Genomic DNA, 19593 nt, shown 5'->3' on the forward strand with positions numbered 1-19593 from the left:
CGCTACTGCACCCGCACCTGACCGCCGTCGACATCCCACCGCGCGCCAAGGCGGACGTTCGCCAGCATCCTGCGGTCATGGGTGACCAGCAGGAGCGCCCCCGTATAGTCCTCGAGCGCTTCCTCGAGCTGCTCGATGGCGGGAAGGTCAAGGTGGTTGGTGGGCTCGTCGAGCACCAGCAGGTTCACCCCGCGGGCCTGCAGCAGCGCAAGCCCCGCCCGCGTGCGCTCGCCGGGGGAGAGCATGCCGACGCGCGCGGAGGTCTGCTCGGCCTTGAGTCCGAACTTGGCCAGCAGCGTGCGGACCTCGGCCTGGGCAAGCTCCGGCACCGCGGTCTCGAAGGCTGCGGCCAGCGTCTCCTCCTCGGCGAGCTGACAGCGCGCCTGGTCGATTTCACCGACGGCGACGTTGGCTCCCAGCGAGGCGGCGCCGTCGTCGGGCGGTTGGTGCCCCAGCAGCAGGCGCAGCAGCGTGGACTTGCCGGCGCCATTGGGGCCGGTAATGCCAATGCGGTCACCGGCGTTGATCTGCACAGACACCGGCCCAAGCGTGAAGTCGCCCTGCCTCGCCACGGCGCCGTTCAGCGTGGCGACCACCGAGCTTGAGCGCGGGGCGGAGCCGATGCTGAACTGCAGCTGCCATTCCTTGCGCGGCTCCTCGACTTCCTCAAGCCGGGCAATCCGCGACTCCATCTGCCGGACCTTCTGCCCCTGCTTCTCCGACGACTCCATGCTGGCGCGACGGCGGATCTTGTCATTGTCCGGGTTCTTCTTCATGGCGTTCCGGACGCCCTGCGAGCTCCATTCGCGCTGCGTCCGGGCCCGCGAGACGAGGTCCTGCTTCTTCTCGGCGTACTCCTCGTAGGCTTCGCGGGCGTGCCGCTTCGCGACGGCGCGTTCTTCGAGGTAGGCGTCGTAGCCACCGTCGTACACGGCGACCTGGTTCTGCGCCAGGTCAAGCTCCACCACCGTGGTCACACAGCGCGCCAGGAACTCGCGGTCGTGGGAGACGAGCACCGCTCCACCGCGCAGGTTACGCATGAAGGCCTCCAGACGGGCGAGCCCATCGAGGTCCAGGTCATTGGTCGGCTCATCAAGGAGGACGATGTCGAACCTGCTCAGTAACAGCGTGGCAAGGGCAACCCGGGCCAGTTGCCCGCCGGAGAGGCCGGTGACGGGCGCATCCGGTGCGACGCCGGGCACGACGTCGGCCAGCACGGCTGGGAGGCGGTCCTCCAGATCCGCTGCGCCCGACGCGAGCCAGTGTTCCAGCGCTGTGGCGTAGCGGTCGTCGGCTCCCTTGATCTCTGTGCCAAGCTCCTCAGCCGCTTTCTCCATGGCCTCAGTGGCGGCGGTGGCGCCGGTCCGGCGGGCGATGTAGGTTTCCACGGTCTCGCCCGGAGTGCGCTCGTGCTCCTGGGGGAGCCAGCCCACGAAGGCGTCCTTCGGCGAGCACATCACAGTGCCGGCCAGCGGCTCATCGACCCCTGCCAGAAGCCGCAGCAGGGTGGACTTGCCTGCACCGTTTGCTCCCACCACTCCGACGACGTCTCCCTGCGTGACGGTCAGGTCCAGGTGGGAGAACAGTGTGCGGTGGGCGTGGCCGCCGGAGAGAGCCTTGGCCACGAGTGTTGCAGTCATTGATTCAGTCTAGAAGCCGACGACGGAGGTGAAGACACTGACAGAAAACTAACTGCCTCGCCCACGCAAAGCGGCGGTGGAAATGCTCTACGGTAGTTTCAACCCCACTGGTGCGGCTGGAAGGTGATCAATTGTTGACAGGCGCTGAAGACGCGGTGCACGGACCTGCGGAGATCGCTCATTACCTGCCGCCGCACTATCTGGAATCCGCGCTGCGCGAGGATGTGCTCACCGGTCTGACCGCGACGCCGAAGTGGCTTCCACCCAAATGGTTCTACGACGATCGCGGGAGCCACCTGTTCGAGCAGATCACCGAACTGCCGGAGTACTACCCCACTCGTGCCGAACGTGAGATCCTGCAGCGGTATGCGCCGGATATGGCCGCGGCAGCTCCCGCGGAAACGCTGATCGAGCTCGGTTCAGGCTCCTCCAGCAAGACGCCCCTCCTGTTATCGGCGCTGCAGGAGGAGGGCCACCTGCAGCGGTACGTCGCCGTTGACGTGAGCGACGGCGCGCTGCTGGGTGCGGGGGACCACCTTTCCGAGACATTCCCGGAGCTGGAATTGAGCCCCGTCGCTGCGGACTTTGAGCATCAACTCCATGTGCTGCCGCGGGAAGGCCACCGTATGGTCGCATTCCTCGGAGGCACCATTGGCAACCTCGAGCCGGAACAGCGCACGCGGTTCCTGGAGAATATCCACGCACTGCTGGGACCCGGAGGCGGGTCCCTGCTGGTCGGAACCGATCTGGTGAAACCGGCTGATGTACTGGTGCCTGCCTACGACGATTCCCAGGGTGTGACGGCGGACTTCAACAAGAACGTCCTACGGGTTCTGAACCGTGAACTGGGTGCGGACTTCGACGTCGATGAATTCGACCATGTCGCGGAGTGGGTCCCGGACAAGAGCTGGATTGAGATGCGTCTGCGCGCGCGGAAGGCCATGGATGTGACGTTGCCCGGCGTTGATCTTCAGGTCCACTTTGCTGCCGGCGAGGAACTGAGAACCGAAATCTCCACGAAGTTCAGCCGGAACGCTATCGCAGTTGAACTCGAGGCTGCGGGTTTCCACATCGCGGGCCAATGGAGCGACTCCCAGGACCGTTATGCGGTCACGGTGGCCAAGGCGGTGTAGGCAAATGCGATCCGCGCAGACGGTGAAGCCGCTTTCGGAGGAAGAGGCGGAGATCTACGTTGCATCCGTCTGCTTCAAGACGGGTCCTCCCGGAAAGATCGGCATCGAAGTTGAACGGACGGTCCATCGCATCGAGGACAGCGCCGTCCCGGTTCCGGTACCAGAGGTCCGCGACGCTGTCGGCAGCGTCGAGGGGCCACTTCCCGGCGGTGGGCTGATCACCCTCGAACCAGGCGGCCAGCTGGAAATCAGTTCAGCGTGTGCAGCGAGCCTCCCGGAAGCCGTCTCGTCCACGCGCAGCGATCTCAGCCGGGTCGTCAAACTGCTGGCGGATGCAGGGCTCCTTCTCGGAGACCTGGCACTCGACCCGTTCCGGCCGCCGCGGCGCACGCTGGAACAACCCCGCTATGCAGCGATGGAGCAGCAGTTCGACCGCAGCGGCCCAGCCGGCCGCACCATGATGTGCTCCACCGCTTCCCTCCAGATCTCGCTCGACGCCGGCACCGACGGCACAGGTCCCGGCAGCGCAATCCAACGCTGGCGCCACCTGCATCTCCTTGCGCCGCTGCTGACTGCCATGTTTGCGAACTCCCCGTTCGTCGGAGGCAAACCGAGCGGCTGGCGCAGTACCCGCCAGGCCGCCTGGCTCGCTATTGACCCGACCCGCACCGCAGCGCCGGCGCCGCTCGCGGATGATCCCCGACACGACTGGGCACGCTACGCGCTCGACGCCAACGTCCTGTGCATCAGACCTGACAACGACGACGGGAGCTGGCACGTCCCTCGGGCGCTGACTCTCCGGAACTGGCTTCGTGGAGCCGGTCCCCGGCCGGTGACATTGAAGGACCTCGACTACCATCTGACCACGCTGTTCCCACCGGTCCGGCCCCGCGGCTTCCTCGAACTGCGGGTGATTGACGCGCAGGCAGGTGGGGACTGGGAGGTGCCAACCGCCGTCGTCGCCGCCCTGGTCGAGGACCCCTACGCTGCTGCGCTGGCGGACGAGGCCTGCCGCGCTCTTCCCGCTGACGCGGGATCGCCGCTTACCGCCGCCCGCGAAGGGTTGTCCCGCCCGGAGCTTGCCGAGGCCGCGCTGACGTGCGCCGAGGCGGCGTGGGATGCCCTGCCCCGGCTCGGATCGGACTTCGAAACGCGGGCGCGGGTAGCCGCATTCATTGAGAGATATACCGCCCGGGGCCTCAGCCCCGCGGACGTGTCGCTCGCTGAATGGCAACGCACTGGCCGCGTTCCGGCATTCACCCTGGAGAACCCAGCCGATCACCCTCAGGAGCGACTCCATGAGCATCGCTGAAACAGTAGCAGCTGAACCTCGAGACACCGAGCAGCTCCGGATGGAGTTGGCTCGGCGGCTTGAGCGCGCACGGAACCGGACGCTGGCGCTGACGAATTACGACGACGGCGAACTGGTCAAGCAGCACTCGCCCCTCATGTCGCCCCTGGTGTGGGATCTGGCGCACGTGGGCAGCCAGGAGGAGCTGTGGCTGGTGCGCGACGTGGGTGGACGCCCGCCCCTGCGCTGCGACCTTGACGAAATGTACGACGCTTTCCAGCATCCCCGGAGCACACGCCCCACGCTTCCGCTGCTCTCGCCCGCCGAGTCGCGACGCTATATCGCTGAGGTACGGGACAAGGCGATGGACATCCTGGACCGTACCCAGCTGGAGGGCAAGCCGCTGCTGGAGAACGGGTTCGCGTTCGGCATGATCGTCCAGCACGAGCAGCAGCACGCCGAAACCATGCTCGCAACCCACCAGATCCGCGACGGTGAACGGATCCTCCCGGAGACACCGCTGCCTGATACCCGTGGGCGGCTGCCGCTACCCGGCGAAGTGTTGATCCCGTCCGGTCCGTTCACTATGGGCACCTCGGTCGAACCGTGGGCGCTGGACAACGAAAGACCCGCACACTCGGTGGACTTACCGGCCTACTGGGTTGACACGACACCGGTGTCCAACGGCATGTATGAGCAGTTCATTGCGGCCGGAGGTTACGACGATCCTGTCTGGTGGCACCCGGAGGGATGGCGGCACCGGAATGAGGTAGGCCTGAAGGCTCCAAAATACTGGCATCACGCCGACGGTCAGTGGATGCGCAGGCGGTTCGGCGCAGTCGAGCCCGTCCCGGCGGACGAGCCCGTCCAGCATGTCTGCTGGTATGAAGCCGATGCCTACGCCCGGTGGTCCGGCCGGCGGCTTCCGACTGAGGTCGAATGGGAGAAGGCCGCGCGCTTTGACCCTGCAAGCGGCCGGTCCCGCCGGTTCCCGTGGGGAGATGAGGAGCCTGCTGCTGAGCATGCCAACCTCGCCGGAACGGCCCTGCGTGCAGCACCCGCCGGCTCCTACCCCGAGGGTGCGTCGCCGCTGGGTGTCCGGCAGCTTATCGGGGATGTGTGGGAGTGGGTTGCGAGCGATTTCCAGCCGTACCGGGGCTTCACTGTCTTCCCTTACGAGGAGTACAGCCAGGTGTTCTTCGGAAGCGACTACAAAGTCCTTCGCGGCGGTTCCTGGGCCACCGACCCAGCGGCGGCCCGGGCGACCTTCCGCAACTGGGACTATCCCATCCGCCGGCAGATCTTCTCGGGCTTCCGGACCGCACGCGACGCCCGGCCAGCGGAGACTGCCTAGCATGTGCCGGCATTTGGCCTTTCTGGGGCCGCCCACCTCGCTCGCCACGCTTTTGCTCGCGCCTGAGCACGGCCTGTTGAAGCAGTCCTGGGCGCCGCGGTTCCAGCAGTACGGCACCGTCAACGCTGACGGGTTCGGTGTCGGCTGGTACGCGGACGGCGACCCCAAACCTGCGCGCTACCGCCGCGCAGTACCGATGTGGGCCGATCCTTCTTTCGCGGACGTCGCCCGGGTAACGACGACGACGGCGGCGCTCGCCGCGGTGCGGTCCGCCACCGTGGGCACCACCCAGGACGAATCGGCGTCGGCTCCCTATGCCGACGGCACGTGGCTCTTCAGCCATAACGGGCGGATCGACGGTTGGCCCGCATCCGTGGAAAGGATCGTTGACGCGATTCCCGCGTCCCGTCTGCTGACCATGGAGGCGCATGTCGATTCAGCTTTGGTCTGGGCGCTGGTGCTGGAGTTCCTTGCGGCCGGACAGAGGCCGGGTGAGGCGCTCGCCGGCAGCGCCCGGACAGTGTTGGAGCATGCCGACGCGCGTCTGAACCTGCTGCTGACGGACGGCAAAACCATCACGGCTACGGTTGTGGGGGACTCGCTGTACTGGCGCTCCGGTCCGGAAGGGGTTTTCGTGGCCAGCGAGCCGTCCGACGATCGTCCGGGCTGGCACAGCGTTCCGGATAACTCGGTGCTTATCGCGACAGCGGACGGTGTTGAGGTGCGGCCCATCGCTTAGCCTGAGGCGCTGATCAGCTTGCGGATCGCTGCAACCAGCCGATCAATCTCCGCTGCGGTGTTGTAGCAGTGCACTGACGCCCGGACGGCTGTCGGCGCGTCCAGCAGGGTTTCCTGGAGAACGGAGTCGGGCGTGGCGGGCGGAAGCGGCACTGTCGAGACGTTGATGGCGTGCACTCTGAGGTGGTCCTTGACCTGCTCGGCTGTCATTCCATGCACGGAGAACGTAACAATTCCGGTCTGTTCACCACCATGCAGTCCGACGCCGGGAACCTCCGCCAACTGCCCGCGCATCCCGTCCGCCAGGGACTGGATGCGGTTCCGAATGTCTTCCATCCCCAACTCCAGTGCGTAGTCCGCCGCCCGCCCGAGGCCCAGCCTGGTGGCTATGCTCGCTTCCCGACTTTCGAGCAGCCGCGCGGACGGCCGGCCGTCGTCGAGCTGTGGGAAGAGGGGGCGACGGTCGCGCAGTGCAGGGGCGGCCTTCTCCAGCATGGCCCCATCGAGGTAGACGAACGCACTCCCGCGCGGGCCGCGAAGGAATTTCCGGCCGGTGCCGACGAGGATGTCGCACTGCAGTTCACGCACGTCCAGCGGCAGCTGGCCCACAGACTGGCAGGCATCCAGGACAAACGGCACCCCGGCCTTCCGGCACAGCCGGCCCACTCCAGCGGCGTCATTCACCAGCCCGCCCGCCATCGGAACGTGTGTCAGTGCCACCAGTCCGACGTCGTCCCGGTCCAGCTCCTGCTGGAGGTGGTCCACGCTCACCCGGCCGCCGTCGTCGTCGTCAAGGATCACCAGCTGGAGTCCGCGCCGGCGTGCCAGTTCGCGCAAGATTGCTACGTTGCCCGCATATTCGGTCCGGCCGAGCAGAATTCTGGGCCCTGCCAAAGGGAGTACGGACACTGCATGGGTCCAGGCGCTGGACCCGCTTTCCATCAGAGCTATCTGGTTGGGATCCACTCCGACGAGCCGCGCGAGGGAGTCGTACACCCGCTCGCTGCGGTCGGACGCTTCCGCCGCCGCCTCATAGCCGCCGGTTTCCTCCTCGCGCCGCAGATGCGCGACGACGGTGTCTGCCACCGGCCGCGGCATCAGGGAGCTGCCGGCGTTATTCAGGTGAGTGACGCGTTCGGCACCGCGGGTGTCTGCACGCAGCTGGTCGACATCGAGGGGCATTGACCCATCCTGCCAAAACTTTGCGCACTTCCGGTGGCTCGCGGCTGGTTGAAGTCGCCGGAAGTGCGCAAAATTCCGGGTTACTCTTCGAGGTGCCCCAGCAGCTCAGCTTCGGCTGCATCGAGGTAGGCGCGCAGCTCGGCAGCGGCCTTTTCATTCTCCCCCGCGCGAAGCCGCGTCACGAGCTGTGCGTTGCGGTCCACGTAGTGCGTATGGAAGTCCGGCGCGGAAGCCATGGCGTGGAACACGAGCCGCATCTCCGCGAGCACACGGCCCATGAGCTCCTGTAGCGTTTCGCTCTTGGTCAGCCCCACCACCGCCTCGTGGAAGGCCTGGTTCGCGTTGGCCATGTCGGCGACCGATCCGGTGTCCCGCGCGGCTTCTGCCCGCCGGATGATGGCTTCCATCGCGTCGAGTTCCTCCGCTGAGGGCTCAGACCACAGCACCGCCGCAGGCTCGATTGTCCGCCGGACCCTGTAGATCTCGCGCACTTCCTCCTCACTGGGGGATGCCACGAAGACGCCCCGGTTCGGAATCCGCGTCACGACCGATTCGCTTTCCAATGTGGTGAACGCCTGCCGCAGCGTATTCCGGGAGACACCCAGCGACTCCGCGAGCGCTTGCTCGGAAAGCTTCGAACCAGGCGTCAGCTGGCCTGAGGCAATCCGTGCCCGCAGCACTGACGCGATCCACGCCGTCGTATGCGCGTGCTCAGCCGCCCGCGCTACCTCGGAGCTCACGAGTGCACCGCACTCTCCACTGTGCCCAGCACTTCACCGCGTACGACGGCGGCACCGGCCTCCTGCCCACCGCGCCGGAAGGTGCCGGCGGACGAAGCGGACACCACGGTCTCCATCTTCATCGCCTCCAGCACGGCGACGGGCTGGTCGGCTGCCACCTGGGCACCGTCGTCGGCCAGCCATTTCACGAGATTGCCGCCCATCGGAGCGGTGACGGCGCCGTCGTCATCTTGTGTTTCCGTGACGGACGAGGGCACGGCGGCGGCACCTCCTCCGCTCATCAAGGCCGCGAACACCGGGCCTGGCAGCCCGAGCTGGACAGCCTTGCCGTCAATCTCCACGGTGAGTGTTTCCCGGCGGGCGACGGGACCGGTGAGTCCGCTCTTGAGAGAGGCTGCGAGGCGCTCGGAGAACTCGGACTCGATCCACGTCGTGTAGACACCGAGCCGGTCGGTCTGCGTGAAGTCCGGGTCCCGCACGACTGCGCGGTGGAACGGGACAACGGTGGGTACGCCTTCGATCCGCAGCTCGTCGAGGGCGGTGCGGGCGCGGCGCAGTGCCTGTGCGCGGTCCTCGCCGTGGACGATCAGCTTGGCCACCAGGGAGTCGTACTCGGCGGGCACACTCGACCCTGAACGGACGCCGGTGTCGACGCGGATCCCGGCCCCGGTGGGCGCTTCGAACACGTCGACCGGCCCGGGAGAGGGCAGGAAACCACGGCCGGCGTCTTCGGCGTTGAGCCGGAACTCGATGGCGTGGCCGTGTGGCGCGGGGTCCTCGGTGATGGACACCGGCAGCCCGGCGGCGATGCGGAACTGCTCGCGGACCAGGTCGACGCCCGAGGTCTCCTCGGTCACCGGATGCTCCACCTGCAGGCGCGTGTTGACCTCGAGGAAGGAGATTACGCCGTCGGGCGCCACCAGATACTCGACCGTGCCCGCACCGGTGTACCCGGCCTCGCGGCAGATCGCGCGCGCGGACTCGTGGATGCGGGTGCGCTGCTCATCGGTCAGGAACGGCGCGGGCGCCTCCTCCACGAGCTTCTGGTTGCGCCGCTGCAGCGAACAGTCCCGGGTGCCGACCACCACGACGTTCCCGTGGGTGTCCGCCAACACCTGCGCCTCAACGTGCCGCGGCTTGTCGAGGAAACGCTCGACGAAGCACTCGCCGCGACCGAACGCCATGGTCGCCTCGCGTACCGCGGAGCCGAAGGCATCGTCGATGTCCTCGAGGCGGTGCGCGATCTTCAGCCCGCGACCGCCGCCGCCGAATGCGGCCTTGATAGCCACCGGGACGCCGTGCTTCCCGGCGAACGCGCGGACCTCGTCGGCATCAGCAACCGGGCCATCGGACCCGTGGACCAGCGGGGCCCCGGCGCGGACCGCGATCTCGCGGGCGGTGACCTTGTTTCCCAGGCAGCGGATCGCGTCCGGCGACGGGCCGATCCAGGTGAGTCCGGCGTCGAGCACTGCCTGCGCAAAGTCGGCGTTCTCGGAGAGGAAACCGTAGCCGGGGTGGACGGCGTCCGCGCCGGCACGCGCAGCGACGTCGAGCAGCTTCGGGATATTGAGGTACGTGTCCGCGCTTGCGGAGCCGCCGAGCGCGTAGGCCTCGTCGCTGAGGCGGACGTGGAGCGCATCGGCGTCAGGATCGGAGTACACCGCAACGGAAACCAACTCGGCATCGGCGCACGCGCGGGCGATCCGGACGGCGATTTCGCCGCGGTTGGCGATCAGGACCTTCTTCATGGCTAGGGCTCCATTTCGGTGAAACGCACGGTGGTACCGGGCGGCAGCTGCGCGGCGATGGGGAGATCCTCGGGCACGACGACGCCGATCACCGGATACCCGCCGGTCACCGGATGGTCGGTCAGGAACAGGACGGGAAGGCCCGACGGCGGCACCTGCAGTGATCCCGCCACCACACCTTCGCTGGGCAGTTCGTCGGAGACCGCGCGTTCGAGGGGCTTGCCTACGTGGACTGCGAGGCGGACGCCGATGCGGTTGGACTCGGCCGTGACCTTCCAGACCTGTTGGGTGAGTGCTGCCTGGGATTCGGGTGTGAACCAGTCCTGGCGCGGGCCGGCGGTGATCCGCAGTTGCACCGGCTCGTTGCCTGCCTGGAGGAGTTCGTTCGGCAGCGTCGAGGGTTCGGGCGTGCCGACAATGTGGCCGCGCTCTACCTCGCCGACGGGCAACACCGTGCCCTGCTCAAGGACGGCAGGGCCAATTCCGGACATCAGGTCGGTCGCGCGGCTGCCGAGCACCGCGGGAATACCGATTCCCCCGCGCACCGCGAGGTAGGTGCGCAGTCCGGCGTCGGGCACATCGAGGTGGAGGCTCTCGCCGCCGTGCAGGGCGAAGGGCGCGTACATCGGGGCGGGCCTGTTGCCCTCTTCGCTGCGGATCTCGGCCGTTACCGGGGCGCCCGCGAGAGCGGCCGTCAGCTCACCGTGAGCCCGCACGGCGAGTGCGCCGAGCACGCTTTCGACGACGGCGTCGCCCGGCTCATTGCCGACCAGTCGGTTGGCCTGCCGGGCGCTCGCGGTATCAACGGCGCCGGAGGCGGAAACGCCGAGGTCACCGAGCCCGGGCCGTCCGAAGTCCTGGATGGTGGACTGCGGTCCCGGGATGAGGACCTCAATGAATGGTGACCCAACCGCAAGGTGGGGAATGCCGTCGTCGTGCTTTTCTTCGTTGAGCTCGATCAGCTCGCGCACCGCCACGTACTGAACCGTGGTGCCGGGACGCAGCAGGGCGGGCTGCTCGCGATCCAGGTCCCACATCCGCGCTGCGGTGCGGCCGATCAGTTGCCAACCGCCGGGGGAGTGCCGCGGGTAGACGGCCGAGAAGTTGCCCGCCAGCGCCACCGATCCGGCGGGCACGGCTGTGCGCGGTGTGTCGCGGCGGGGCACGTTGAGGGACTCGTTCTCGCCGACCAGGTAGGCGAACCCGGGGGCGAAACCGCCGAACGCTGCCGTCCATAGCTGGTTGGTGTGGGCTTCGATGACCGCGTCGGGTCCGAGGCCGGTGAGGCGGCCGACTTCGGTGAGGTCATCGCCGTCGTACACCACCTCGATCCGCACCGGGGCACCGGATGCAAGCCCGTCTACGGCCGGGGTCGTGTCGAGAGCGGTGACGGCGGCGCGCGCCGCTCGGGCGTGGGCGCGCGAGTCGAAGACGGCCAGGACCGTCCGCGCTGCAGCAAGCACGTCCACCTGTCCGGCGAGCGGGTGCTCCACCAGGTGTGCGTGCACGGCGAGGACGGATTCGAGGGACTCAAGCTCGATCAGCAGGGCGCGCGGCCCGGCCCATCTGATGCTTTCCTGGGGGACGCCAGAGCTCACACGAAGCTCCGGATACCGACGCCGGCCGCTTCAAGTTCTCGGCGGACGGCGGCGGCCATCGCTACCGCGCCGTCGGTGTCGCCGTGGAGGCAGATGCTTTCGGCGTTGGTCTTGATGGTGGAACCGTCGCGGGCGACGATCGTACCTTCGGTGGCAAGGCGGACCATGTTGGCGGCGACGGCGTCCTCATCGTGGAGGACGGCGTCGGGCTCGCGGCGGGAGACCAGGGTTCCGTCGGGGTTGTAGGCGCGGTCGGCGAAGGCTTCCGACACCCCGCGGAGTCCGGCGGCTTCGGCTTTTTGGAGCGCGACTGAGCCCGGCAGGAGCAGCATGGGGAGGTCACCGCCGAAAGCCTTGACGGCGTCGACCACTGCCTTCGCCTGGATCTCGTGGGTGACGATGGTGTTGTAGAGGGCGCCGTGCGGCTTGACGTAGCGGATGGTGCCGCCGGCTGCGCGGGCAATCGCGTCGAGTGCGCCGATTTGGTAAAGGACGTCGTCGGCCAGTTCTGTGGGGGAGCAGTCGATGAAGCGGCGTCCGAAACCGGCGAGGTCCCGGTAGCCCACGTGGGCGCCGATGGTGACGCCGGCAGCAACAGCGTCGCGGCAGGTCTGGGCGATAGTGGACGGATCACCGGCGTGGAAGCCGCACGCCACATTGGCGCTGGAAACCGAGCGGAAGATTGCGGCGTCGTCGCCCATGGTCCAGTTGCCGAAGGACTCGCCGACGTCGCTGTTGAGGTCGATGAAAGCCATAGTGATCCTCGTCTCATCTATGTGGTCCCTTCAGCATGCACGAGGATCAAGGATTGTTCAACAATGTGGCTGGAACGCCAATCTGCGGCGCCTGGTCAGGATCTGGCAAAAAGGTCCCGCGCTCGCTGCACCACGACGTCCGGACTCTCATCAGCGATCCAGTGGGCCCGCGCCGTCGACGGTTTCGATTGTTATGTCATCGGCGAAGCCTTCCCAGCCGCCGAGGAACTCGGCCTTTGCCACCGGATCGTCGGCACCCACCAGTAAATGCGTGGGCGTGGTAACCGTTGATTCCGGTAGGCGCCGGTCATGATGGCCTTGGCCTCCGGCTGAATGAAGTGCCGGTACAGTTTCGGTGCCGCACGAGCCCGGTCCCGGTTGCGGAGAGGTGCGAGGAAGAACTCGATGTCGGCGTCGTCCCAGGGTGCGGAGTTGGAGGCGTAGGCGCGGAGGAGAAGCCGCGGCAGTGATTGCTTTCCCTTGCTCAGCACCCGCCTGTTGATCCCCGGCGTCACGATCGGCAGCTGATACCAGGCGCGGCGCATGGAGGGAATCATCCGGGCGCTGAACTGCATGTAGTGGTGCGGGACCGCGAGGGATAGGAAGCTCCGCACCCGCTCCGGATGTCGCAGGCAGAGCGGGGTATTGGCTGCGTCGGCCAGGACTCATGCTCGGCGCGGTGGTGAAAATCGTCGAGGGAGGAAACCTTCGCAGGTTCCCCTCCCTCGTTCAGGCCCTTGACTCTTACGCGAGTACGCTCACCTTGGAATTTCGGAGGCCGAACAGCACGTGGTCGACAGAAGCGCGGCCCGGGCCGACCAGTGCGAGGGCAAGCGACGCAGCACCGAGCAGCAGTACGAGCTCGTAGCCGCCGTTGGCAACGAAGATACCGGCAGGAAGGTGGACCAGAACCAGGGCGCCCAGCATGTCGAGGGTCAGCAGTGCGGCGACCGGACGGGTGAGAAGGCCGAGGATCAGCGCAATCCCGCCTACCAACTCAAGGGTGGCGATCGCGGGAGCGGTGATTTCGGCCATGGGAATGCCCATGTCACCGAAGGCGGCGGTGGTGCCTGCGATGGTCCACTCGTTGTACTTCTGCCAGCCATGTGCGGCGAAAATGAAGCCGACGACGACGCGAAGAATTGTTCGGGCAATGGTGGTCAAGGTGGTGGTGTTCATGGGTATTCCGTTCGGGTGTGTCAGTCAGGGGAAGCAAGAGCGACGCCGCTGTGCGCTCAGGCGTGCGCCGGCGTCGTGCGGGTAATCAGCGGACGAGAGCGAATCCGCTGGTCCACTGGATCTTCTCGCTGGCCGCAAGGGTCAGCTGCTGGAAGCCGATGGCTTCCAGCTCACGTGCACGGGTCAAGGGGCCTGCGTCGACGGCGTCCACTCCGCCGGCCTTGACGGCCTCGGCGAGGGTGTTCTTGGCATCGGTGTCCTCACCGGCAATGAGCACGGTGGTCTGGTTCTGGCCGACACTCTTCGAACCGAGTGTGGCGGCGAAGTTGGTGTTGAAAGCCTTGAGGACCTTCGACGACGGCAGAGCAGACGCGAGTTCGGCGGCGGCGGAGCTGTCTGAAGCAACAACGAGCGAATCGAACGTTTCGAAGTTCAGCGGGTTGGTGATATCGACGACGATCTTGTCGGCCAATTGCTCACCGTACTTCGTGACAATGTCCCTTAGCGCGGGGTAGGGGACCGCGAGCACTACGACGTCGCCGTTGACGGTGGCACCGTTACTCGAAGAGTCGATGTGTTCGACGGAAGCGCCGCCTGCTGCAACAACGCCTGCAATGGCGCTGCCCATGTTGCCCTTGCCGAAAATGGTGAACGAAGTCATGTGAGGTCCTTTGAGAGGATGGTTGTAGGTACAACAATCAAACTAGCAGCAATTAGTTATAGCTGCAACTGTTGCGTAGAATAGGGATATGACCCGTTGGCTCAGTGATGATGAACAGACAGCATGGATCCGTACAGCGGCCGTGCTCGAGCTGCTGCCCGCAGCGCTGGACGGTCAGCTGGTGCGCGATGAGGACCTGACACACTTCGAATACTTCGTGCTGGCGTCGTTGTCTGAAGCTCCCGGGCGCACCCTGCGCATCACAAGTCTGGCATCGATGACTAATGCAACGCTGCCGCGGATATCCCGTGTGCTGACGGGGCTGGAGAAGAAGTCGCTTGTGGAGCGTAGCGAGTGCAGTGAAGACCGCCGCGCGAAGAACGTGACGCTCACCAGCGCAGGGTGGGACAAAGTGGTGAAGTCCGCACCGGGTCACGTCGAGAACGTACGAAGGCTGGTGTTTGATCAGCTCACCCCCGAGCAGGTATCGCAGCTGTCCGCGATAGCAGCGCAGCTGCTCAAAACACTTGACCCTGAGGGACGGATGTTCGCTTCGGCCGACTAGTTTGTGTCCGGTGCCGGCGAGAAACTTCCGTCTCCATTCTTCGCCTTGTCTCTCGACGCCCGTGTCCGTCGCTCGATGCCGTGCCCGCAGAAATGTCAGACCCGGATGATCGAATGTATTCATGGCGGGGAATCATTCAACCTGGGTTTCTGAGGAGACGGCGCTGTGGGCGTCGGATTCCGTCATGGGCCCGTTGGCTGGTCAGCTGTCGCATCACCCGGTCGTCAATCGGGATCTGGAGGCGTCGCTCGAGTGTCTGGGGGAGCTTGCTTCGTTGCGGGCTTGGCTGGATGCTCAGGAAGCCAAGCTGGTGGCTCGTATTTCGGAACTTTCCGTCGGGGCCATCGTCGAGCAGGGCTATGGCGGTCTCGTCGCCGAGGAGTATGGAGGGAGCCTCGCGTCAGCCGAGATTGGTGCGATGCTGCGAATTCCGGACCGCTCGGCAGGGCAGCTCATTGAGCAGTCGAAGTTGCTGGTGAACTTCTTCCCCTCCACCGTGGAAGCGCTTCAGCTCGGGAGAATCTCGCGTCGGCATGCTGTAGCCGTCTCCCAGGAGTGCTGCGGTGTTCCTGAGAGTGACATTCCGGACTTCGAAGAGAAGCTGCTCTGCATCGCACAGCGAACAACGGTTGCGAAGCTGAGTAGCCGTGCCCGCCGACTGCGTGAGCGCCTGCACCCGCAGTCGCTGGCCGTGCGGCGGGAGAAGAAAGTCCGTGAGCGAGCCGTCACCGTGGAGCCCGACCGTGACGGCATGGCCTGGTTGAGCGCTTACCTGCCCGCTGAAGAGGCCTATGGGATTGCACACCGTATCGATGTGACAGCCAGGGCTCTGCAATGCCCCGACGAGCAACGAACACTGAGCCAGCTGCGTGTAGATGTTTTTTCTGACCTGATGACGCATACCTGTGGCACGGACCCGACGACGAGCATTGCGGGCGGTCAAGTAGCGTCGCTTCCGTCCGGGTCGTTCAGTGCCGAGCCCTCGCCCTCAGGTCCCTCACCCTTCGCTCCGTATCAGAGGGTTATCGGGGCGTTGCAGCACGCGTGTTCGTGACCGTGCCGGTGATGACCCTGCTCGGCGGTGAGGAACCTGCGGAGCTGGACGGCTACGGCCCAATCGATGCGGAAACAGCCAGGAGGCTGGCCGGGCACGCGCCGTCGTTCACGCGGTTGCTGACTCATCCGGAAACCGGAGCAGTCCTGTCGGTCGGTAGGACAAGGTACAAGCCGCCCAAAGACCTTCAGGACTGGGTTCGGGTCCGTGACAAGACCTGTCGTCATCCCGGCTGTAACCGAGTGGCTGCGGGTTGCGAGATCGACCACACGACACCCTGGTCCCAGGGTGGAGAAACACGCGCGGGAAACCTGGCGGCCTTCTGCAAGAAGCACCACATGTTCAAGACATTGGGCTTCTGGAAACACAGACAGCCGGTTGAGGGAACTATGCAGTCCACATCCTTCGCGGGAAAGACATACACCACGGTGCCCGAACCAGTCCATGCCCGTGCGCATACCCATCCCCATACGCAGGTGCCGCCGCCGTTCTGATCGGGGTCGTGACGAGCGGTACTGAGACGGGCGTGCTGACTTCCGGTCCGGTTCTCCTGGGGCGTGGGCTGGTTCAGGACACCTGTAGGCCCCCGTTGATGTCGTACGTGGCGGCCGTGATGAAACCAGCGTCGGGACCGACGAGGAAGGCGATGAGGGCGGCCATTTCGTCCACCGTTCCCACGCGGCCAACCAGGATGTCTTTCGACATCTCCCGCTTCCGCTCCTCGGTGAGCGTGCCGCCCATGATGTCGGTGTCGACAGGGCCCGGCGCGATGCAGTTGACGGTGATGCCGTGTTCACCCATTTCCCGGGCGAGGGCGCGGGTGAATCCGATGATTCCTGCCTTCGAGGCGCTGTAGGCAACCTTGGAGTACGTGCCGCCGCCGCGCTGCGCCGAGATGGACGAGATGCTTACCACCCGACCCAGCTTCCGGTCGATCATTCCGTGCAGAACACGCTGCGTGACGAAGAAGGTGCCGGTCATGTTCACTGCAAACACGCGCTCCCAGGCTTCCTTCGTCTCCTTCATGAACTCAGTGGGCGAACTGATTCCCGCAAGGTTGGCCAAAGCGACGATGGGCGGCAGCTCGGCTTCGACGCGGCTGATAGCCGCGTCGACGGATGCTTCATCGGAGACATCGGTCGCGACACCGATTGCCTTGACGCCGTGGCGCTGCGCGATATCCGCCGCTGCTTCTTCGGCAGCGCTGCCATCAATGTCGAGGATCGCAATGTGCCATCCCTCGCCGGCCAATCGATCCGCGGTGGCCCGACCGATGCCGCGGGCGGACGCTGCGCCGGTGAGTACGGCCGTGCGGTCGGAGGGGAAGGCTGCTGGTTCGGTCACGTTTGCTCCTGGTGCTGATCGTTGTGGTGGATGAAGTGTTCATAGTCGTCGTAGGTCTGGTTGATGTGGGCTTGCATGGCCTTGCCGGCCACCTCCGGATCGCCGGTGCGGATGGCATCAAGTACCAGCGCATGGTGCGTCATGGCGTGCCGTTGCACTTCCAGGAACGACGACGTTTCCCGCCGCATCGTGTAAAGCAACTTGCTCAGCGGGCCGAGAATCACGGGAATGAAGGGGTTGGCGGAGGCGCGGAAGACGGCGTCGTGGAAGGCAAGATCCGCGGCGGTAACGGCGTCGAGGTCACGCGCTTCGTGTGCACGGCTCAACGCCTCATTGGCAGACTCCATACGGCGGAAGTCCTCTTCTGTGGCATGCACGGCCGCTAACTCGGCGGCGCCAATCTCGACCATGCGACGGATTTCAAGTAGCCGGAGCGAGACGTCGGGGGAGGAGGAGGCGGCGGAGGCAGATCTCAGGATGGCCTGCAGATCGCTCCATTGCGCACTGGGATTCACATATGTTCCGAGACCCCGCTTGACCTGCACGATGTTCTGCGCCTGAAGTTTCTTCAGGGCCTCCCGCACAGTCAGCCGACTCACATCCGAGGCAGCAGCCAGTTCACCTTCCGAGGGTAGCGACTCACCGGGTGCATAGACTCCGCTGATAACGCGCTCAAGGATGTCCTCAAACACCGACTCGGACAGCGAAGTGCGTGGCATCGCGAACACCTCCCGTTTACCGGCAGTAAGCACGCCGCTACCACCATCCTCAGTACAAAATTTCCTTCGCCGAAAGCTTGTCAGATGTCATATGTCCGGTGCTAGTGTGACATCCAGCACACTGCTCGTCAACGCATTTTGCGGGCAAGTGCAGATCTAAGAAGGCAACGAGGCTTGCTTAGCTGACGAGGAGTACTACGTGGATCTACAACTACTTCTGGCGCTGGTTCTTGGAATCGCCACGATCATCATTCTTGTGCTGAGAACGCGACTTGATGCGTTCGTTGCCCTGCTCATTGCGGCCTTGGTTACGGGCATTGTGGCGGGGCAGGCTCCGTTGGACATCGTCTCGGCCATTACAACCGGATTCGGCAATACTTTGGCCTCCATCGGCATAGTCATTGGGTTGGGTGTCGGTATCGGCAAGATCCTCGAGGTCTCAGGTGCCGCCAATTCTTTGGCGCTGGCATTCCTGAAGCTCTTCGGGAAGGGACGCGAGCCCTGGGCGCTGGGGAGCGTCGGTGCGCTTGTGTCCATCCCAGTCTTCTGCGATTCCGGTTACGTCATCATGAACCCGCTGGCCCGTTCGATTGCCAGGGTGAAACGCGCGGGCTACATCACGCTGGCGCTCGCTCTGGGCTGCGGTATGACGCTCACCCACCACCTCGTCCCACCGACCCCGGGACCGCTCGCAGTGGCGGGCATACTCGAGGCTGACCTGGGCGCTCTCATCCTGACGGGCCTCGTCTTCACGGTCCTCCTGCTGCCGATCGTAGTTTTCTATGCACGCTGGATCGGACCCAGGATCGAGCCCGGTATGAATGAAACCGTCCGCGAAATGGTCTACGGATCCTCCACCGCGCGGACAGTCGGCAGGACGAGCACTACGGTCGTAGACCACGGCGACGACCGTTCGGGCCGCGCAGGCACAGACGACCACGGCGCACTCGGAGACGCCGACGCCGAAAACGTCCACCAGGGATCGTCTGTCGAGGTCGACAACGCTGATCTCGGCACTCCGCCGGCAGGGGCCAAACCGCACAAAGTCGGGGCGTTCGTCGCTTCCCTGCCGCTGCTCGTTCCGCTGCTGCTTATCATCATGAACACGGTCACCGGCGCGATCGACCAGAACAACCAGGGTGTGGTTGGAACGGGAGAGTACGAGCCCTCAGCGTGGGTCGTGCCATTCGCCTTCATCGGTAACCCGGTGGTTGCGCTTGTCATTGGCGTCATCCTCGCGGTCTACATGCTGCTTCCGCGTTGGACACCACGCTCGAAGGTACAGGGCTGGTTTGGAGAAGCTGCTGCTTCCGCTGGGCTCATCCTGCTTATCACTGGCGCCGGTGGCGCACTTGGTCAGGTTCTTCGCAGTTCCGGGGTGGGCGACGCCCTCGCAGAGGCTATCGCCGCAACCCCGTTGCCCGCGTTCCTTGTTCCCTTCCTCATCGCCACGCTCGTCCGGATTGCGCAGGGCTCAGGCACGGTTGCCATGATCACGGCGGCTTCGGTAACGGCACCGCTGGTGACCTCGCTCGGCATCGACCCGGTCGTTGCCGCCCTGGCCTGCACCGCCGGTTCAATGGTGTTCAGCTACTTCAACGACTCCTACTTCTGGGTAGTCACGCGCTTCGCCGGGCTGGATGGGACGGCGGCCTTGAAGGGCTGGTCCGGTATTACGACGGCGGTCTGGGCCGGGTCGATTCCGCTCCTGTTCATCGCGAACGCGATCCTGGGCTGAGGTCTTAGAAGGTACGCCGACGCTTCGAATCGAACCGCTCCCCGGGACACTTCCGGGGAGCGGTTCGCTGTTCAGGAAAGGCTCGGTACCAGCGAAGCCGGATGTTGGATGGGTTCTCGGGAACAGCCATCGCCTTCAGGCCCGATTGCTCCGC

19 protein-coding genes are annotated in these 19593 nt (G+C 65.5%); 8 read left to right on the forward strand and 11 right to left on the reverse strand.

Going from position 1 to position 19593, the window contains the following annotated elements; genetic code table 11:
• Nucleotides 1-2: 2 nt before the first annotated feature.
• The gene (locus AC5RTB_RS01630; RefSeq protein WP_494059327.1) at nt 3-1640 is read right to left on the reverse strand and encodes an ABC-F family ATP-binding cassette domain-containing protein; all 1638 of its coding nucleotides are present in this window, start codon (nt 1638-1640) and stop codon (nt 3-5) included.
• A 134-nt stretch (nt 1641-1774) separates the two neighbouring features.
• Between AC5RTB_RS01630 and egtD the strand changes: the two genes are divergently transcribed.
• From egtD to egtC, 4 genes are read left to right on the forward strand one after another with little or no spacing between them, the layout of a single operon-like run.
• Nucleotides 1775-2773, forward strand: coding sequence for an L-histidine N(alpha)-methyltransferase (gene egtD / locus AC5RTB_RS01635; RefSeq protein ID WP_494059328.1), 999 nt, complete (start codon nt 1775-1777; stop codon nt 2771-2773).
• Nucleotides 2774-2777: 4 nt separating this feature from the next.
• Nucleotides 2778-4085: an ergothioneine biosynthesis glutamate--cysteine ligase EgtA gene (gene egtA / locus AC5RTB_RS01640; RefSeq protein ID WP_494059329.1), complete on the forward strand. Its 1308-nt coding sequence runs from the start codon at nt 2778-2780 to the stop codon at nt 4083-4085.
• Nucleotides 4072-5418 carry an ergothioneine biosynthesis protein EgtB gene (gene egtB / locus AC5RTB_RS01645; RefSeq protein WP_494059330.1) on the forward strand — a complete coding sequence of 449 codons (1347 nt, stop codon included), beginning with the start codon at nt 4072-4074 and terminating at the stop codon, nt 5416-5418. Before egtA ends, egtB begins: the two co-directional genes overlap by 14 nt.
• Nucleotide 5419: 1 nt before the next feature.
• Nucleotides 5420-6157: an ergothioneine biosynthesis protein EgtC gene (gene egtC, locus AC5RTB_RS01650; RefSeq protein WP_494059331.1), complete on the forward strand. Its 738-nt coding sequence runs from the start codon at nt 5420-5422 to the stop codon at nt 6155-6157.
• Here the strand turns inward: egtC and AC5RTB_RS01655 are convergent.
• From AC5RTB_RS01655 to AC5RTB_RS01690, 8 genes are all read right to left on the reverse strand, one after another.
• Nucleotides 6154-7338 carry an aminotransferase class V-fold PLP-dependent enzyme gene (locus tag AC5RTB_RS01655; RefSeq protein WP_494059332.1) on the reverse strand — a complete coding sequence of 395 codons (1185 nt, stop codon included), beginning with the start codon at nt 7336-7338 and terminating at the stop codon, nt 6154-6156. The two genes, egtC and AC5RTB_RS01655, sit on opposite strands and share 4 nt — an antisense overlap.
• An 80-nt stretch (nt 7339-7418) precedes the next feature.
• Nucleotides 7419-8078, reverse strand: a complete 660-nt coding sequence (locus AC5RTB_RS01660; RefSeq protein ID WP_494059333.1) for a GntR family transcriptional regulator — start codon at nt 8076-8078, stop codon at nt 7419-7421.
• Complete coding sequence (locus AC5RTB_RS01665; protein WP_494059334.1) at nt 8075-9826, reverse strand: acetyl/propionyl/methylcrotonyl-CoA carboxylase subunit alpha; 1752 nt, start codon at nt 9824-9826, stop codon at nt 8075-8077. Before AC5RTB_RS01665 ends, AC5RTB_RS01660 begins: the two co-directional genes overlap by 4 nt.
• A 2-nt stretch (nt 9827-9828) precedes the next feature.
• Nucleotides 9829-11424, reverse strand: a complete 1596-nt coding sequence (locus AC5RTB_RS01670) for a 5-oxoprolinase subunit B/C family protein (protein WP_494059335.1) — start codon at nt 11422-11424, stop codon at nt 9829-9831.
• Nucleotides 11421-12179: a LamB/YcsF family protein gene (locus tag AC5RTB_RS01675; RefSeq protein ID WP_494059336.1), complete on the reverse strand. Its 759-nt coding sequence runs from the start codon at nt 12177-12179 to the stop codon at nt 11421-11423. Before AC5RTB_RS01675 ends, AC5RTB_RS01670 begins: the two co-directional genes overlap by 4 nt.
• Nucleotides 12180-12370: 191 nt before the next feature.
• Complete coding sequence (locus tag AC5RTB_RS01680; protein ID WP_494059337.1) at nt 12371-12793, reverse strand: hypothetical protein; 423 nt, start codon at nt 12791-12793, stop codon at nt 12371-12373.
• Nucleotides 12794-12923: 130 nt separating this feature from the next.
• Nucleotides 12924-13358: a DoxX family protein gene (locus AC5RTB_RS01685; protein WP_494059338.1), complete on the reverse strand. Its 435-nt coding sequence runs from the start codon at nt 13356-13358 to the stop codon at nt 12924-12926.
• Between the two features lie 85 nt (nt 13359-13443).
• On the reverse strand, nt 13444-14019 hold the full coding sequence (locus tag AC5RTB_RS01690; RefSeq protein ID WP_494059339.1) for an NADPH-dependent F420 reductase: 576 nt from the start codon (nt 14017-14019) through the stop codon (nt 13444-13446).
• A gap of 88 nt (nt 14020-14107) precedes the next feature.
• Between AC5RTB_RS01690 and AC5RTB_RS01695 the strand changes: the two genes are divergently transcribed.
• The 3 genes from AC5RTB_RS01695 (at nt 14108) to AC5RTB_RS01705 (ending at nt 16132) form a co-directional block, all read left to right on the forward strand.
• Nucleotides 14108-14584, forward strand: coding sequence for a MarR family winged helix-turn-helix transcriptional regulator (locus tag AC5RTB_RS01695; RefSeq protein ID WP_494059340.1), 477 nt, complete (start codon nt 14108-14110; stop codon nt 14582-14584).
• 121 nt (nt 14585-14705) lie between these two features.
• Nucleotides 14706-15638, forward strand: a complete 933-nt coding sequence (locus tag AC5RTB_RS01700) for a DUF222 domain-containing protein (RefSeq protein ID WP_494059341.1) — start codon at nt 14706-14708, stop codon at nt 15636-15638.
• 11 nt (nt 15639-15649) lie between these two features.
• Nucleotides 15650-16132 (forward strand): HNH endonuclease, encoded by a 483-nt coding sequence (locus AC5RTB_RS01705; protein ID WP_494059342.1) that lies wholly within the window; start codon nt 15650-15652, stop codon nt 16130-16132.
• 73 nt (nt 16133-16205) lie between these two features.
• Here the strand turns inward: AC5RTB_RS01705 and AC5RTB_RS01710 are convergent, their stop codons facing one another.
• On the reverse strand, nt 16206-16982 hold the full coding sequence (locus AC5RTB_RS01710; protein WP_494059343.1) for an SDR family NAD(P)-dependent oxidoreductase: 777 nt from the start codon (nt 16980-16982) through the stop codon (nt 16206-16208).
• Nucleotides 16979-17701, reverse strand: coding sequence for a FadR/GntR family transcriptional regulator (locus AC5RTB_RS01715; protein ID WP_494059344.1), 723 nt, complete (start codon nt 17699-17701; stop codon nt 16979-16981). Before AC5RTB_RS01715 ends, AC5RTB_RS01710 begins: the two co-directional genes overlap by 4 nt.
• 199 nt (nt 17702-17900) lie before the next feature.
• On the opposite strand from AC5RTB_RS01715, the gene AC5RTB_RS01720 reads away from it, so the two are divergent.
• Nucleotides 17901-19439, forward strand: coding sequence for a GntP family permease (locus AC5RTB_RS01720; protein WP_494059345.1), 1539 nt, complete (start codon nt 17901-17903; stop codon nt 19437-19439).
• The last annotated feature ends 154 nt before the right edge of the window (nt 19440-19593 follow it).

This window comes from Arthrobacter sp. M71 S08 (assembly GCF_059089725.1).

What these genes read in the sequence shown, in the direction of transcription:
- AC5RTB_RS01630 (WP_494059327.1), bottom strand. Translation starts at nt 1,640, where the DNA reads ATGACTGCAACACTCGTGGCCAAGGCTCTCTCCGGCGGCCACGCCCAC.
- egtA (WP_494059329.1), top strand. Translation starts at nt 2,778, where the DNA reads ATGCGATCCGCGCAGACGGTGAAGCCGCTTTCGGAGGAAGAGGCGGAG.
- egtB (WP_494059330.1), top strand. Translation starts at nt 4,072, where the DNA reads ATGAGCATCGCTGAAACAGTAGCAGCTGAACCTCGAGACACCGAGCAG.
- egtC (WP_494059331.1), top strand. Translation starts at nt 5,420, where the DNA reads ATGTGCCGGCATTTGGCCTTTCTGGGGCCGCCCACCTCGCTCGCCACG.
- AC5RTB_RS01655 (WP_494059332.1), bottom strand. Translation starts at nt 7,338, where the DNA reads ATGCCCCTCGATGTCGACCAGCTGCGTGCAGACACCCGCGGTGCCGAA.
- AC5RTB_RS01665 (WP_494059334.1), bottom strand. Translation starts at nt 9,826, where the DNA reads ATGAAGAAGGTCCTGATCGCCAACCGCGGCGAAATCGCCGTCCGGATC.
- AC5RTB_RS01675 (WP_494059336.1), bottom strand. Translation starts at nt 12,179, where the DNA reads ATGGCTTTCATCGACCTCAACAGCGACGTCGGCGAGTCCTTCGGCAAC.
- AC5RTB_RS01685 (WP_494059338.1), bottom strand. Translation starts at nt 13,358, where the DNA reads ATGAACACCACCACCTTGACCACCATTGCCCGAACAATTCTTCGCGTC.
- AC5RTB_RS01690 (WP_494059339.1), bottom strand. Translation starts at nt 14,019, where the DNA reads ATGACTTCGTTCACCATTTTCGGCAAGGGCAACATGGGCAGCGCCATT.
- AC5RTB_RS01695 (WP_494059340.1), top strand. Translation starts at nt 14,108, where the DNA reads ATGACCCGTTGGCTCAGTGATGATGAACAGACAGCATGGATCCGTACA.
- AC5RTB_RS01700 (WP_494059341.1), top strand. Translation starts at nt 14,706, where the DNA reads ATGGCGGGGAATCATTCAACCTGGGTTTCTGAGGAGACGGCGCTGTGG.
- AC5RTB_RS01705 (WP_494059342.1), top strand. Translation starts at nt 15,650, where the DNA reads ATGACCCTGCTCGGCGGTGAGGAACCTGCGGAGCTGGACGGCTACGGC.
- AC5RTB_RS01715 (WP_494059344.1), bottom strand. Translation starts at nt 17,701, where the DNA reads ATGCCACGCACTTCGCTGTCCGAGTCGGTGTTTGAGGACATCCTTGAG.